This window comes from Arthrobacter sp. 05T410, from assembly GCF_056396505.1.
Genome location: NZ_JBFTLP010000028.1, coordinates 12,917 through 26,341, shown reverse-complemented (window position 1 = coordinate 26,341; position 13,425 = coordinate 12,917). Strand labels below are relative to the sequence as shown.

General features: G+C 67.2%; 13 protein-coding genes. 7 read left to right on the top strand and 6 right to left on the bottom strand.

All coding sequences use genetic code 11. The annotated features are described in order from the left end of the window. Positions 1 to 178: 178 nt before the first annotated feature. The 3 genes from AC1DFR_RS20575 (at position 179) to AC1DFR_RS20565 (ending at position 3,531) form a co-directional block, all read left to right on the top strand. Positions 179 to 517: a hypothetical protein gene (locus tag AC1DFR_RS20575; RefSeq protein WP_230007274.1), complete on the top strand. Its 339-nt coding sequence runs from the start codon at positions 179 to 181 to the stop codon at positions 515 to 517. 63 nt (positions 518 to 580) lie between these two features. Beyond that, positions 581 to 2,617 (top strand): acyl-CoA dehydrogenase family protein, encoded by a 2,037-nt coding sequence (locus AC1DFR_RS20570; protein WP_476874339.1) that lies wholly within the window; start codon positions 581 to 583, stop codon positions 2,615 to 2,617. A 116-nt stretch (positions 2,618 to 2,733) separates the two neighbouring features. Continuing rightward, entirely contained in the window at positions 2,734 to 3,531 is a 798-nt protein-coding gene (locus tag AC1DFR_RS20565) for a hypothetical protein (protein WP_476874338.1), read from the top strand. A gap of 26 nt (positions 3,532 to 3,557) precedes the next feature. Here AC1DFR_RS20565 and AC1DFR_RS20560 read toward each other — a convergent pair whose 3' ends face one another. Then, entirely contained in the window at positions 3,558 to 3,974 is a 417-nt protein-coding gene (locus AC1DFR_RS20560) for a YchJ family protein (protein ID WP_223915024.1), read from the bottom strand. 290 nt (positions 3,975 to 4,264) lie between these two features. On the opposite strand from AC1DFR_RS20560, the gene AC1DFR_RS20555 reads away from it, so the two are divergent. From AC1DFR_RS20555 to AC1DFR_RS20540, 4 genes are all read left to right on the top strand, one after another. Continuing rightward, the gene (locus tag AC1DFR_RS20555; RefSeq protein WP_476860463.1) at positions 4,265 to 4,873 is read left to right on the top strand and encodes a hypothetical protein; all 609 of its coding nucleotides are present in this window, start codon (positions 4,265 to 4,267) and stop codon (positions 4,871 to 4,873) included. Positions 4,874 to 4,913: 40 nt separating this feature from the next. Beyond that, entirely contained in the window at positions 4,914 to 5,918 is a 1,005-nt protein-coding gene (locus AC1DFR_RS20550) for an aldo/keto reductase family protein (protein WP_223915020.1), read from the top strand. Between the two features lie 3 nt (positions 5,919 to 5,921). Next, positions 5,922 to 6,776: an SDR family oxidoreductase gene (locus AC1DFR_RS20545; RefSeq protein ID WP_230007270.1), complete on the top strand. Its 855-nt coding sequence runs from the start codon at positions 5,922 to 5,924 to the stop codon at positions 6,774 to 6,776. 166 nt (positions 6,777 to 6,942) lie between these two features. Beyond that, positions 6,943 to 8,076 carry a sulfite oxidase gene (locus AC1DFR_RS20540; protein ID WP_476874337.1) on the top strand — a complete coding sequence of 378 codons (1,134 nt, stop codon included), beginning with the start codon at positions 6,943 to 6,945 and terminating at the stop codon, positions 8,074 to 8,076. Between the two features lie 24 nt (positions 8,077 to 8,100). Here the strand turns inward: AC1DFR_RS20540 and AC1DFR_RS20535 are convergent, their stop codons facing one another. From AC1DFR_RS20535 to AC1DFR_RS20515, 5 genes are all read right to left on the bottom strand, one after another. Continuing rightward, entirely contained in the window at positions 8,101 to 8,982 is an 882-nt protein-coding gene (locus tag AC1DFR_RS20535; protein ID WP_476874336.1) for a cytochrome c oxidase assembly protein, read from the bottom strand. A gap of 137 nt (positions 8,983 to 9,119) precedes the next feature. Then, positions 9,120 to 9,899, bottom strand: a complete 780-nt coding sequence (locus AC1DFR_RS20530) for an SDR family NAD(P)-dependent oxidoreductase (protein WP_223915002.1) — start codon at positions 9,897 to 9,899, stop codon at positions 9,120 to 9,122. A gap of 91 nt (positions 9,900 to 9,990) precedes the next feature. Further along, positions 9,991 to 11,676 (bottom strand): DUF4389 domain-containing protein, encoded by a 1,686-nt coding sequence (locus tag AC1DFR_RS20525; RefSeq protein ID WP_476874335.1) that lies wholly within the window; start codon positions 11,674 to 11,676, stop codon positions 9,991 to 9,993. A 155-nt stretch (positions 11,677 to 11,831) separates the two neighbouring features. Then, on the bottom strand, positions 11,832 to 12,887 hold the full coding sequence (locus AC1DFR_RS20520; RefSeq protein ID WP_018776072.1) for a zinc-dependent alcohol dehydrogenase family protein: 1,056 nt from the start codon (positions 12,885 to 12,887) through the stop codon (positions 11,832 to 11,834). Continuing rightward, positions 12,884 to 13,219, bottom strand: a complete 336-nt coding sequence (locus AC1DFR_RS20515) for a hypothetical protein (RefSeq protein WP_028276886.1) — start codon at positions 13,217 to 13,219, stop codon at positions 12,884 to 12,886. Before AC1DFR_RS20515 ends, AC1DFR_RS20520 begins: the two co-directional genes overlap by 4 nt. Positions 13,220 to 13,425: the final 206 nt, after the last annotated feature.

Genomic DNA, 13,425 nt, shown 5'->3' with positions numbered 1-13,425 from the left:
AAACGGTGCGACCCCCGCGATCGGTGAGGGTGCCGCAACCCAGCCGTGACCTACGCCCCGGTAGCATTTCGATCCCGTATCAAGAGGCCGCCACCGTCCAAGGACCCTAGTTCAGCCCGCCCACGGCACCCTACGCTCGGGCTACTGGTTCAACCGGAGCAATGGTGCAGGGGGAAGAATGCAGTTCGACCTAAGCGCAGTGGAAACCGGCACGATGGTGGTCATTGGAACCCTCGTGTTTGCCGTGATGATCGGCGCCTTCATGATGGTGTCCGCGTTCGCGGCCATGGTTTTGGTCGGTGTCGGCCGGCTCGCCTGGTACCTCGTGGCCGGCGCGCTGGTGGGCCTGGTCCACGGCATCAACCACGGTTGGGACCGGCTGGTCCACCACGCCTCAACGGTGGAGATGCCCGCCGATTTCCAGGTCGACTTCGGCACGGACTTCCGGTCCGACTTTCCGGGCCAGGCCTCCCCTAGCACAGGCACTTACCCGCGAGTAGTATTGCGGGACAGCTGAAGGGTCCTCCACCCGCGGCGGATCCAGGGCTCAAGCCGGTCACCCGGTTAGAGGAGATGCCCCGTGAGCTCCGCCATCGAAGACCCCGCCACCACACCCGGTACTCCAGCGTCAGATTCTCCAACATCAGGCATTCCGATTCCGGCGGCCGACGGGGACGCTGAGCACGTCGGCCCCGACGCGACGGCCGCCGACGCCCGCGCCATTGCCGAGGCCGCCCGCGAAACCAGTTGGACCCAGCCCAGCTTCGCGAAGGGCCTCTACCTTGGCAGCTTCGATTTGTCGCTGATACACCCGTGGCCCGAGGCCCCCGCCGACGACGTCGAACGCGGCGACGCGTTCATGGCCCGGCTGGCCGACTACTGCCGCACGATGTCCGGGCGCACCATCGAACGCGACGACCGGATCCCGGACGACTATCTCAAAGGGCTCGCGGAGCTCGGTGTGTTCGGAATGAAAATTCCCCGCGAATACGGCGGACTGGGCCTCACGCTCGTGTATTACGGCCGCGCACTGGCCATGCTGGGCTCGGTGCATCCAAGCCTTGGCGCCCTGATCTCCGCGCACCAGTCGATCGGCGTACCGGAGCCCGTCAAGGTCTTTGGCACTCCGGCCCAGAAGCGCGAATACCTGCCCCGCTGCGCCGCCGGCGCCGTCACCGCTTTCCTGCTCACCGAGCCCGACGTCGGCAGCGACCCCGCCCGGATGGGCAGCACGGCCGTCCTCTCCGACGACGGCGAGTCGTACCTCCTGGACGGCGTCAAGCTCTGGACCACCAACGGTGTTATCGCCGAGCTCGTCGTGGTCATGGCCCTCGTGCCGCCGCACACCGATGCGGACGGGACCGCCCACAAAGGCGGCATCAGCGCCTTCGTGGTCGAAATGGACACCCATGGCATTACCGTGGAAAACCGCAACACCTTCATGGGGCTCCGCGGGATCGAAAACGGCGTCACCCGCTTCCACCAGGTCAGGGTCCCCGCTGCCAACCGGCTGGGCCGGGAAGGCCAGGGCCTGAAGATCGCCCTCACCACACTGAACACGGGCCGGCTCTCCATCCCCGCGCTGTGCGTCGCCACAGGCCGGTGGAGCCTGAAGATCGCCCGCGAATGGTCCGACGCCCGCACCCAGTGGGGCCGGCCGATCGGCCAGCATGAGGCAGTGGGCAAGAAAATCGCCTTCATCGCCGCCAGCGCCTTCGCCCTGGACGCCGTGTTTGAACTCTCTGCGGAAATGGCCGACGCCGGGCAGAAAGACATCCGGATCGAGGCGGCCCTCGCCAAGCTGTGGTCCACGGAGATCAGCTGCCTCATCGCGGACGAACTCGTGCAGATCCGCGGCGGCCGGGGCTTTGAAACGGCGGACTCCCTCGAAGCCCGCGGCGAGCGCGCCGTCGCCGCGGAACAGCAGCTCCGCGATATGAGAATCAACAGGATCTTCGAGGGGTCCTCGGAAATCATGAGGTTGCTGATCGCCCGCGAGGCCGTGGACGCGCACCTGGCCGCCGCGGGAGACCTCGCCTCGGAGGATGCCCGCCTCTCCGACAAGGCGAAGGCCGCCGTCGGCGCCTCCGGCTTCTACGCGAAGTGGCTGCCCAAACTCGTGGCCGGCGCCGGCATGGACCCGCGCTCCTACAGCGACTTCGGCCGGCTCGCGAAACAGCTGCGCTACGTGGAGCGCTCCTCCCGGCGCCTCGCCCGGCAGACCTTCTACGGGATGGGCCGGTGGCAGGCCAAACTTGAGCACAAGCAGGCGTTCCTGGGCCGGATCGTGGACATCGGTGCGGAGCTGTTTGCCATGGCAGCCTGCTGTTCGCGCGCCGAGATGCTGCTGCGGACGCAGCCGGAACGCGGCGCCTCCGCGTACGAACTCGCCGAGGCGTACTGCGAACAGGCCCGTGTTCGCGTCGACGAATATTTCGACCGGCTGTGGCGGAACACCGACGACGCCGACCATGCCCTGGCCCGCAAGACACTGGCCGGGGACTACACCTGGCTGGAAGCCGGAATCCTCGACCAGTCTGAAGGGACCGGTCCATGGATCGCGGACGCCAGCCGGCGCGCCTCCGTCCGGGAGGACCTGCACCGCAAGTACCGCTGACGGGCCGCCGCCACGGATAGTAAGCATCCTTGCTAACCGGATTCCGCCGTGGTTAGGTTGACGCCAGACCGGCGTCTCCAGTGTGCCCGGTCATTCAGCGAAAGTGAGCAGCCCTCATGAGCAGCACCGCAGGCCCCGACGACAAGACGACACGCCACGCCGCGCAGGACGACGCCACAACCCGCCCGGTGACAGCAGTCCGCCACGACGACCCCGTCCGCGACGCACCGGTCCGCGATGCTGTTCACGACACTGTCGTGGAAGAGATCCCCACGCGCGAGACGGTAGTGGCCCGCGAGAAGGAACAGTTCGGCGGCATCAAGGTCGGCTCGGCATTCTTCGGCTGGCTGACGGCCACGGGTACGGCCGTGCTGCTCACCGCGCTGGTCGCTGCCGGCGGTACCGCCGTCGGTCTGGCCACCAACACCGATGTGAACGACGCCGTCGACCAGGCCTCCAGCAATCAGACGGTCGGGCTGACCGGCATCATCGTGCTGCTCGTGATCCTCCTGGTCGCCTACTACTGCGGCGGATACGTCGCCGGGCGCATGGCCCGCTTCAACGGCGCCAGGCAGGGCTTCATGGTCTGGATCTGGGCACTGATCGCCGCGATCGTCGTCGCCGTGCTGGGCCTGGTCGCCGGGCAGCGCTTCAACATCCTGGCCAACCTGAACAGCTTCCCGCGGATCCCGATCAACGAGGGCGAATTGAACACCCTGAGCATCGTCGCGGCGATCGTCGTGGCCGCGGTGGCTTTGGTGGGCGCAGTGCTGGGCGGCCTCGCGGGAATGCGTTTCCACCGCAGGGTGGATCGGGCCGGCTTCAGCCCGGCAGCAACGGTTGAGAACCACCCCGTCAGGGACAACTCAGCCGGAGAGAACTCAGCGCGGGACAACTCAGCCGGGCGCCCCTAGCCGCGACGGCGTCAGCCCCGGAGGGCTCAGCCGGCAACGACGCCATCTACGTAGTACCAGCGCCGGTCCACCCGCACAAAGCGGCTGGTTTCGCGGTGCAGGCCGCGTTCGCCCTCGTGCCGGTAGTGCGCCGCGAATTCCACCGTGCCTTCGCTGTCCAGCGGGCCGCCGCGGCTGGTGGAGAGGATGTCCAGGCGTCGCCACTGCATGCCGGAATCAAACTCCAGCTCGGCGGGCCGAGTGTCCGGGTGCCAGGTCCGGAGCAGGTACCCCGCGTCCTGGACCACGAAGGCGCTGTACCGGGAGCGCATAAGCTGCTCCGCCGTAGGCGCCTCGGCGTCCCCGCGATGGAACCGGCCGCAGCAGTGCACATACGCCTCGCCCGACAGGCACGGGCAGTTCCCCTCATACGGCGCGGAATATGCCGCTTCCGGAATACTCACGGAGCGGTCCGTGCCAGATGCTCCGGCGGGCTCGGAATCGGCTGCTGCGGCGTGCGTCACAAGATGTCCTTCCGGCGGGCCGGACGACGCCGGCGGGGCTGTCTCCGACTATAGACGCCCGGCCGGCGGGGCCCGTGCCCCGCCCGCGGATAACGGCTTTGACACATATTCGCCACGACTGCCGGGGGCGGCACGGGGCCAGCGAAAAGTACGTATTGTTAAGGGGGCTCCTGCCCGCCGTGTGCTTGCGGCAGGGACCACGCTGAAGCAGGCCGGCAAGGAGAGGTGACATGGAAGATCCAACGACCATTGCGCTGAACCTGACTTTTTTCGGGACCCTCGGCGTGGCGTTCTTCATGTTCCTCGGCCTCTTCCTGGTCTTCGCCGCCACCCTCGTGCTCGCAGGGATCGGCCGGCTGGCGGCAGTCGTTGTCTTGGCCGTCGCCGGGCTCGTCCGCGGAACCCCGGTATCACGGGAAAATGGGGCTGGGGAAGAGCCGGCGCCGCACCGGCCGGCCAAGGCCGCGAAGCCCGCACGCCCCGCCCGGAATACAGCCAAAAAGGAACCCGCGCTGTCCCCGGAGTGGGCGGCCGCCGTGGCCCGGGCAGATGCCCGCGCCGCCGCGAGGGCCAGGGCCGAGGCCGGACCCGCCGTCCGGGTCACCGTCCGGGACCTGCCCGACCCCCTGGCACCGGCACAGGACATCACAGAAGTCTCTGCCCTCGTGCAGTCTGCCACGGACACCAATGGAACACTTGGCGCCGTCCCGCGGGCGTTCAAAAAGCCGCCCATGCCCGCAGCGAAGTCCCTGCTGGACACCGGATCGCTCGTGGCGCTGCGCGGCACTCCGCCGGCCGGGAAGGCCAAACAGCCGGTCCAGGAACGCAAGGCCGGCTGAGCCCTTACCCCGGGCAGGCAAGTCCGCTACGTTGGAACCCATGGAATTCAGATACCTCGGGAACAGCGGCTTCAAGATTTCAGAAATCACGTTTGGCAACTGGCTGACCCATGGCTCCCAAGTGGAGAACGATGTCGCCACCCAGTGCGTCCGGGCCGCGCTCGACGCCGGTATCAGCACCTTCGACACGGCCGACGTGTACGCCAACACAGCGGCGGAGACGGTCCTCGGAGCAGCCTTGAAGGACGAGCGCCGCGAGTCGCTGGAAATTTTCACGAAGGTCTTCGGCCCCACCGGGCCCAAGGGCCACAACGATCTCGGCCTGTCCCGCAAGCACATCATGGAATCCATCAACGGCTCCCTCACCCGGCTGCAGACCGACTACGTGGACCTCTACCAGGCACACCGCTACGACTACGAGACGCCGCTGGAAGAGACCATGCAGGCCTTCGCGGACATCGTGCGGCAGGGCAAGGCCCTGTACATCGGGGTCAGCGAGTGGACGGCCAACCAGATCCGCGACGGCCATGCCCTCGCCAAGGAACTGGGCTTCCAGCTGATCTCCAACCAGCCTCAGTACTCCATGCTGTGGCGAGTGATCGAGGCCGAGGTGATTCCGGCGTCGGAAGAACTGGGCCTGTCCCAGATTGTCTGGTCCCCGATTGCCCAGGGCGTGCTGAGCGGCAAGTACCACCCCGGCAAGCCTGCCCCTGAGGGCAGCCGCGCCACGGACTCCAAGGGCGGTTCACGGATGATCGAGCGTTGGATGTCCAACGAGGTCCTCACCGGCGTCCAGCAGCTCAAGCCGATCGCGGAGGAGGCCGGGCTGACCATGGCGCAGCTCAGCATCGCCTGGGTGCTGCAGAACAAGAACGTGGCCTCCGCGATCATGGGAGCGTCCCGGCCGGAGCAGATCGAGAAAAACGTCGCGGCAGCCGGCGTGAAGCTGGACGCGGTGATCATGGACAAGATCGACGCCGTCATCGGCTCACTGGCCGAACGCGACCCCGCGCAGACCAAATCGCCCGCCTCCCGCGAGGCCTAGGCCATGACCAACGCTCCCGAGCTTGCCGTCACCGGGTCCACCGGCCAGCTGGGCGCCCTGGTGGCCAGGCTGCTGGCCCAGGCCGGCAGCCAGCAACGGCTCCTGGTGCGGGACGCCGCCCGGGCACCTGAGCTCGAAGGCGCCGTCCCCTTCGTCACCACCTACGCCGAGCCGGAGCAGGCGAAGACGGCGCTTTCCGGGGCGAAAACGTTGTTCATGGTCTCCGCAGCCGAGGCCGAGGACCGGCTGCAGCAGCACTACGCCTTCGTCGATGCCGCGGCCGCAGCGGGCGTCCAGCACATCGTGTACACCTCGTTCTTCGGCGCGGCGCCGGACTCCACGTTCACACTGGGCCGGGACCACTTCGCGACGGAGGAGCGCATCAAGGCCTCCGGCATGGACTACACGTTCCTGCGGGACAACTTCTACCTGGACTTCCTGCCGCTGCTGGCCGGCGAGGACGGCGTGATCCGCGGCCCCGCCGGAGACGGCGTCATGGCTGCCGTGGCGCGGTCAGACATTGCCCGCTCGGCCGTCACCGTACTGCGGGACCCGTCCCTGCATGTGGGACGGACCTATGACCTGACCGGCCCGGAAGACATCTCGCTGGCCCGCGCCGCCGAACTCCTGACCGCCGGAACCGGCCGGGCCATCACCTTCCACAACGAGACCCTGGCGGAGGCCTACGGGTCCCGTGCCTCGTACGGCGCCCCGCCATGGCAGGTGGACGCCTGGGTGAGCACCTACACGGCCATCGCCGCCGGCGAACTCGCCGGTCCGACGTCGGCAGTGCATGAGCTGACGGGCCGGGAACCGCTGAGCCTGGCGCAGTTCCTGGCCGAGGCGCACACGCTGTAGCCCCTTGACCGGAAGAGACTGGACCGGAACGGACGGGACCGGCGCGTCCCGGTGTTGACGGTTTCCGGGCTGCGGCGTAGACCTGAGACCAGGTGATACCTACTAAAACCGGCGGGTCCTTCACAGGACCGGGACCGGGCCGGTCCGGAAAGAATCGCGGCATGCCATGCCAAAGCAAATGTCCAGACACTCTTCTGTCCTGAAGAGTCCGCGCCGGCAGGCCGGACAACCCCGGGCGCATCCCGGCGAACCGAGCCACGGCCCGCTGACGGCGGAGGAACTCCAGCTCGCCGTGCGGAACCATTCCATGCCGCTCGAGGCCCTGCGGAGCGACACCACACCGCCCGGACTGCACTACGTGCTCACGCACTTCGACATCCCGTTCATCGACGCCGAGCACTGGCATCTGTGGATCGGCGGCGCCGTGCAGCGGTCCTTCGAACTGAGCCTGCGGGCCTTGCTCCGGGCACCGAGCATCACCCTCCCGGTCACCCTGGAGTGCGCCGGCAACGGCCGGTCCCTCCTGCGGCCCCGCCCACTGAGCCAGCCGTGGGTACTCGAGGGCGTGGGGACCGCCGTGTGGACCGGTGTCCCGCTCGCCTACCTGCTGACGCGGGCCGGAGTGGAGGACGACGCCGTGGAGGTGCTCTTCACCGGGGCCGACGCCGGCAGCCAGGGCGGCGTCGCCCAGCAGTACGCGCGCAGCCTGCCGATCGAGGAGGCCTTGCGCCCCGACGTCGTGCTCGCCTACCGGATGAACGGCGCAGACCTGCCGCCTCAGCACGGCTATCCGCTCCGGCTTGTGGTGCCCGGCTGGTACGGCATGGCGAGCGTGAAGTGGCTGACCTCGATCAAGGTTCTGACCAAGCCTTATGACGGTTTCCAGCAGGCAGTGGCGTACCGCTACCAGCATGACGCCGAGGATCACGGAACCCCGGTCACCTGGATCAAGGTCCGCTCGCTCATGATGCCCCCGGGGGTCCCGGATTTCTTCACCCGGAGCCGGATCCTGCCCCCGGGACCGGTGATGCTCACCGGCCGGGCCTGGTCCGGGCAAGGCGCCGTGCAGCGCGTCGACGTCGGAATCGACGGAAAGTGGGCAGCGGCCCATCTGGAGCACCCGGCAGCGCCGTTCGCGTGGTGTGCGTGGTCGATGCCGTGGGTGGCCGATCCGGGCGAACACGAGCTCTCCTGCCGTGCCACGGATGCCAGCGGCGCGATCCAGCCGCTGGAACCGGAATGGAACTACCAGGGCATGGGCAACAACGTGGTGCAGCGGATCAAGGTCAGCGTGGCATAGCGCCCCCATCCGGGGCGCGGGGACTTAGCGGCCGCGCCGCAGGTGCTCCGCATTCAGTTCATCGAGCTGGGAATCCGTGAGCTCGTCAAAGCCGCGGGCCTCGCGTTTGTCGCTGCGGGAGAAGCGGATGAACATCAGGATGATCAGGGGCAAGTCGACAATTTCGCAGATGAACCACAGGACGTCCCCCGCCAGCTGCTGGTCACGCAGGGCGTTGGGGAACCAGCCCATCGCAGACGGCGTCGTTGCGACGTGATCCAGCACCTGGCCGTTGAGGCGCAGCAGGATCCCGGGCACGGCATCGACCAGCAGCTCGATGAAAACAAACACGAACTCCATGATGAAGAACGCGCTGGAGCGGCGGAAGTCCGCGTCCTCGATGATCGGCAGGGCCATCATCATGCCAAGCAGCGGGACCCCGACCGTCAGGAGCGCCTCGGCCCAAGCGGCTGTGCGGAGGGTGTAGAACGCCGGAGTCAGGAAGGTGGCGAAGAGGGCAAGGCCCAGGAGCGGGGCGGCCATGGAGTTGCCGGCAAACCGCACCGCGGTGTGCGCGAGCGCCCTGTTCAGCCGGCCGACGCCGCGCGGCGGCAGGGCCGCACGGGCGAGGGAGATGGGTTTTCCCAGGCCGATCAGCAGCGGCACCACGAAGAGCAACAGGGAAATCTTGAGCGTGAAGGCCCACCGGAGCTGCGCGCTGTAGACGCCAGGGAACCCGCACGTCAGCACTGTCAGGGACCCAAGGCCCAGAACATAGAACGCCAGCGTCCGCCACCCGGGATGGCGGTGCCCGCGCGCCGCCGCGGCCCTCAGGCCCAGCGCATAAAGCAACGCCGAGCCGCCGATCAGGGCGGCGGCGGCCCAGTCGATCTGCCAGGCGGTGAGGACTACATCAAGGGGCGGCACGGGCTCATGATAGATACCATTTCTTGGAAGACGCCGGGCCCGTGCCTGACCGGGCGGCCCGGGGCAGGCCTCAGCATCCCTCGTAGCCGGTGAGCACCTTAACCCTGTCCGCCGAGGCGGACGACGGATTGAAGGCGTCAGTAGTCCACGATCGCGCCGGCGGAGATGTTGACGGTCGCGTCCGTGATGGCCGCCGCCTTGTCCGAGACGATGAAGGAGGCCACGTTACCGACGTCCGTCAGCGTGGCCGTCCGGTTCAAATGCGCTGCCCTGGCAATCTCCACTACGATCTCTTCGCGGCCCTCGGCCTGCCACGGGATGGTTTCGATAATGCCGCCGGTGACCATGGTGACCACCCTGATGCCGTGTTTTCCCAGTTCCAGGGCCCATTGCCGGCGCAGTCCTTCCATCGCGTCGAGCGCCACCTTGAAGCCGCCCAGGCCGGGGATCGTCTGCGGGCCCGAGCCGCCGAACATGAGCACGACGCCGGAGCGTTGCTTGACCATGTAGGCGGCGGCCGCGCGGGTGGTCAGGAAGTGCGTCCGCGCGGCCAGGGTGATGGGCTGGGTGAAGTCATCCACATCGATCTCCATGAGTGGCTGCTGGATGTCGCCGAATGAGATCACGTTGAAGGAGATGTCGATCCTCTTGCTCTTCTTCGCCACCCGGCTTACGAAGGCATCCACCTGCTCTTCGTCCAGGGCGTCGACGACGGCGGTTTCGGCTGTGCCGCCCGCCTCGCGAATGTCATTGGCTACTTTTTCCAGCCGCGATTCCGTCCTTCCGGCAATGTGCACTGTGGCGCCGTCGGCCGCGAAAGCCCTTGCCACCGCCCCGCCGACCGCCCCGCCGCCGCCATAGATCAGGGCGGTCTTGCCGTGAAGCACGCCGTTTTCCGGAATCCCGATGTTCACCATGGTCGCCTGCCTAGTGCCGCGGAGTACGTGAATTCCCTCAACTATGTTCTTGCGGAGGGCGGGTGGCAAGAGGACCGGGCGCAGCGCGGCATTAGCTTCTGGGCAGCCCTCCGGGTCCAGTGGCTGGTCCTGCGGGTCCGGGCGCGGGCCCGGGTCCTGGTCCGGCGGAGGGTCCGGGTCCGACCGCGGGTCCGGGGGCGGGTCCTCCGGTTCCGAGCGCGGGTCCGGCGTATGCAGGCACCGGCAGCTCGCCCGGATCGACCGGACCCATATCAAGGTGGAACGGCGGATATTCGTCCCGCATGAGGGCAACGTAGGCGATAACGCGGTAGATCCAGCGGTTCAGGCCAAGCAGGAGGTCGAAGAGCCCCCGCCGGTATTGGCCCGTGAACAACAGGATCACGCCGGCGATGAGGACCAGCAGCCCCAGGAGGGAGATGCCCACACCTTGCTGTACCCACTCGCCGTCCCGGTACTCCCACGTCCTCGCGGTCCCCGTCAGCAGGCTGATAAGCAGCAGATGTGGAATGGCCAGCAGCCACGATTTCACCAGCACCAGGCCGCGGGACAGCCGTTCGGGATAGTCGACGTCGAAGTCCGCCGGGTAATCGGTGCGGGCCAGGGTGAAGGGGGGATAGACATCCGTGCCGATAGCGCTGAAGGCGTAGAAGGCCACACGCCAGTTCCAGCGGATCACACCGACACTGAAATTGAACAGCGAGCGCGGGTAGCGCGCCGTGAACAGGATCGCGAACCACGCCACGATCGTGACCACTCCGAAGGCGAACCAGAGGATAAACAGGACGATGAAGTGCGGGATGGCCAGGAACCACTTCACGAGCCACATCCACCGTGACAGGTTCGGGTCGAGGTAGCCGTGGAGGCGGGCGGGGTACACATATGGGGTCGTAGCACCCGGTGCCACCGGATACGGAGTCCCCGGCGTGGCAGCGTAGGCTGCCACGGCACCCGGCGGGGCCGCACTGTTCTGCTGGCCGGGGGTGGCCCTGGGCGGGTAGGGACCCGCGGGATACGGCTGGCCGGGCTGGGCCGGCAAGTGCCCGGGAGGGACACCGCTGCCCGTCCCGCCTTGGCCCAGGCCGCCGCGGCCGAGTCCAACGGCGCCCAGCACTATCAGCGGCACGCCGATCAGCAGCATCACAAGTCCGCCGATCAGCAGCCCGATGAACACCGGCAGGAGCAGGTCTGTGCGTGCCCCTGCCTGCAGATTCACGCTCACCGGAGACGTCCCGTCGGCATTCATGACCACCACTGCCCAGGATCCGGAGCGGAGGTCCCAGGTCAGTTCCTGTTCCCCCGGGCCTGTGGCAGTCGCGGCCCAGAAGGTCTGCTGCGCCGGATTGGACGGGACCTGGGAGCCGGCCACTTCGCGGTACCGCGCGCGGAAGGGGTTGAACCTGACGTCGACGATTTCGGTGCGCCGGACACCGGCCAGGTACGTCGCGACGTCGGCCCGCGGGGCAATTCCGATGAAGATTTCCTTGCCGGGGTCGGTGGAGGAACCGCGGAGCAGCACGCTGCCCGCAATGTCCACCGGAACGCCGTCGTCCACGCCGCCGCCGGTCATGAGGTCCAGCCGGGGGGTCGTCAGCGCGTAGGAATTGCCTGAGAAAGGCGCTGACGGCGTGATGAAGTACCTGCCGTCACGTTGTTGGTAGTTGACCCAGCCCGCAAAGCCGGCGCCCGCCAACAGTCCCAAACCGACCAGCGCGCACAGCGAGCCGATCACCAGCATGACAATCCGGCCTGCCTTCATGGCCGCCGTCCTTTCAGATGGTCCGTTTGCCACGCCCGGCCGGACGTGGCTTCCGGAAGCTGGCGGCCCGGGCCGCTACCGCCCGAGCGGGATCACGAACGGCTTGGCTTCGTCGATCGCGCCGGCACTGCCGGCGTGGAGGACAACGAGCGCGTTCATGCCGTGATCACGACTTTGAGGGCCTTCGTCTCCGCGGCGCGGGCGAAAGTGTCGTACGCCTCCATGAACTCGTCAAAGGTGAAGTGGTGGGTGGCGAAACTGTCCGCGGGGATCTTTTGCTGTGCCACGAGCTTGAGCAGCATGGGGGTGGTGTTGGTATTCACCAGGCCCATGCTGATGTTGATGTTCCGGATCCAGAGGTCTTCGACGTGCAGTTCCACGGCTTTGCCGTGCACGCCCACGTTGGCCACGGTGCCGCCGGGACGCACGATGTCGGTGCACATCGTGAAGGTCGCCGGGACGCCCACGGCCTCGATCGCCACGTCCACACCCTGCCCGTCGGTCAGGAGCATGAGCTGCTCCTTCCAGTCGGCATCGGATGAGAGGACCACGTCGGTGGCTCCGAATTCGCGGGATTTCTCGAGCCGGTTCGCGTCGAGGTCGACGGCGATGATCGTGGCGGCGCCGTAGAGGCCGGCGGTGGAGATCGCGGCAAGTCCCACGGGGCCCGCGCCGATGACGGCGACCGTGTCGCCGGGCTTGACCCGGCCGTACTGCACGCCGATCTCAAAGCCGGTGGGGAGGATGTCGGAGAGCATGACGGCCTGCTGGTCGCTGACTCCCTCAGGCAGGAGGTGCAGGGAGTTCTCTGCATAGGGGACGCGGACGAACTCGGCCTGCGTGCCGTCGATCAGATGTCCGAAAACCCAGCCGATGCCGGAGGTTCCTTCCTCCCCCAGACAATGGGAGTACAGGCCTGTCTTGCAGTTGGCGCAGTGCCCGCAGGACTTGATGCACGAAATGATGACGCGGTCCCCGACCTTGAGGCTGGTCACGGAGGCGCCGATCTCCGTGATGGTGCCGACCCCTTCGTGGCCCAGGATGCGGCCCTTGGCCACCGCGGGGACGTCGCCTTTGAGGATGTGCAGATCGGTCCCACAGATGGTGGTGGTGTCCACTTTGACGATCACATCGCTGGGATTCTGGATTGTGGGATCGGGGACCTCGGTCCACGATTTCTCCCCGGGACCGCCATAGACGAGGGCTTTCATACGTGCTCCTTGGTTTTGAGGATGACCAGCGGGTCCACGAGGCGCAGACGGCACGGAGTCTCCGTGCCATCGATTCCCGAATACAGCAACGAGGCGCGGGCACGCTCACGGAGTTCCTCGATCGCGGCGGCCGACACCCGGGCATGGGCGAGGTCTAGCACGAGTTCGAATCCGGGAAGCTTGCTTGTGACGCGGCGGCAAACGACGTACAGTGCCCGCACGTTGGCCACGGTCACCACACCATGCACGTCGATCCGAGCTGTTTCGGCGTCGGCGTTCAGGCGGATGAGCACCTTGAGTTTAGGGTCCCCCGAATGGTGATGGATACTCATGTGGCCGTGGTCTCCTGCCTTTTCCTGCTGAAGCCGGAAAGTGCAAACGCCATTTCCTTCCCCAATTCGCGGTGAGACCCGTGCCGTATTTACGTGAAGTGGTTCTTCGCTCGACACGTCCCCCAACTGGCCGTGCAGCAACCTCCCCACACATTCAGCTTGGGGGGCGCTAGTGGCAGAGGTAAGGGGCGAAAGTCCCGTGTGCG

Coding starts and splice junctions, on each gene's coding strand:
- AC1DFR_RS20575 (WP_230007274.1), top strand. CDS start 179: ATGCAGTTCGACCTAAGCGCAGTGGAAACCGGCACGATGGTGGTCATT.
- AC1DFR_RS20565 (WP_476874338.1), top strand. CDS start 2,734: ATGAGCAGCACCGCAGGCCCCGACGACAAGACGACACGCCACGCCGCG.
- AC1DFR_RS20555 (WP_476860463.1), top strand. CDS start 4,265: ATGGAAGATCCAACGACCATTGCGCTGAACCTGACTTTTTTCGGGACC.
- AC1DFR_RS20550 (WP_223915020.1), top strand. CDS start 4,914: ATGGAATTCAGATACCTCGGGAACAGCGGCTTCAAGATTTCAGAAATC.
- AC1DFR_RS20545 (WP_230007270.1), top strand. CDS start 5,922: ATGACCAACGCTCCCGAGCTTGCCGTCACCGGGTCCACCGGCCAGCTG.
- AC1DFR_RS20540 (WP_476874337.1), top strand. CDS start 6,943: ATGCCAAAGCAAATGTCCAGACACTCTTCTGTCCTGAAGAGTCCGCGC.
- AC1DFR_RS20530 (WP_223915002.1), bottom strand. CDS start 9,899: ATGGTGAACATCGGGATTCCGGAAAACGGCGTGCTTCACGGCAAGACC.
- AC1DFR_RS20525 (WP_476874335.1), bottom strand. CDS start 11,676: ATGAAGGCAGGCCGGATTGTCATGCTGGTGATCGGCTCGCTGTGCGCG.
- AC1DFR_RS20520 (WP_018776072.1), bottom strand. CDS start 12,887: ATGAAAGCCCTCGTCTATGGCGGTCCCGGGGAGAAATCGTGGACCGAG.
- AC1DFR_RS20515 (WP_028276886.1), bottom strand. CDS start 13,219: ATGAGTATCCATCACCATTCGGGGGACCCTAAACTCAAGGTGCTCATC.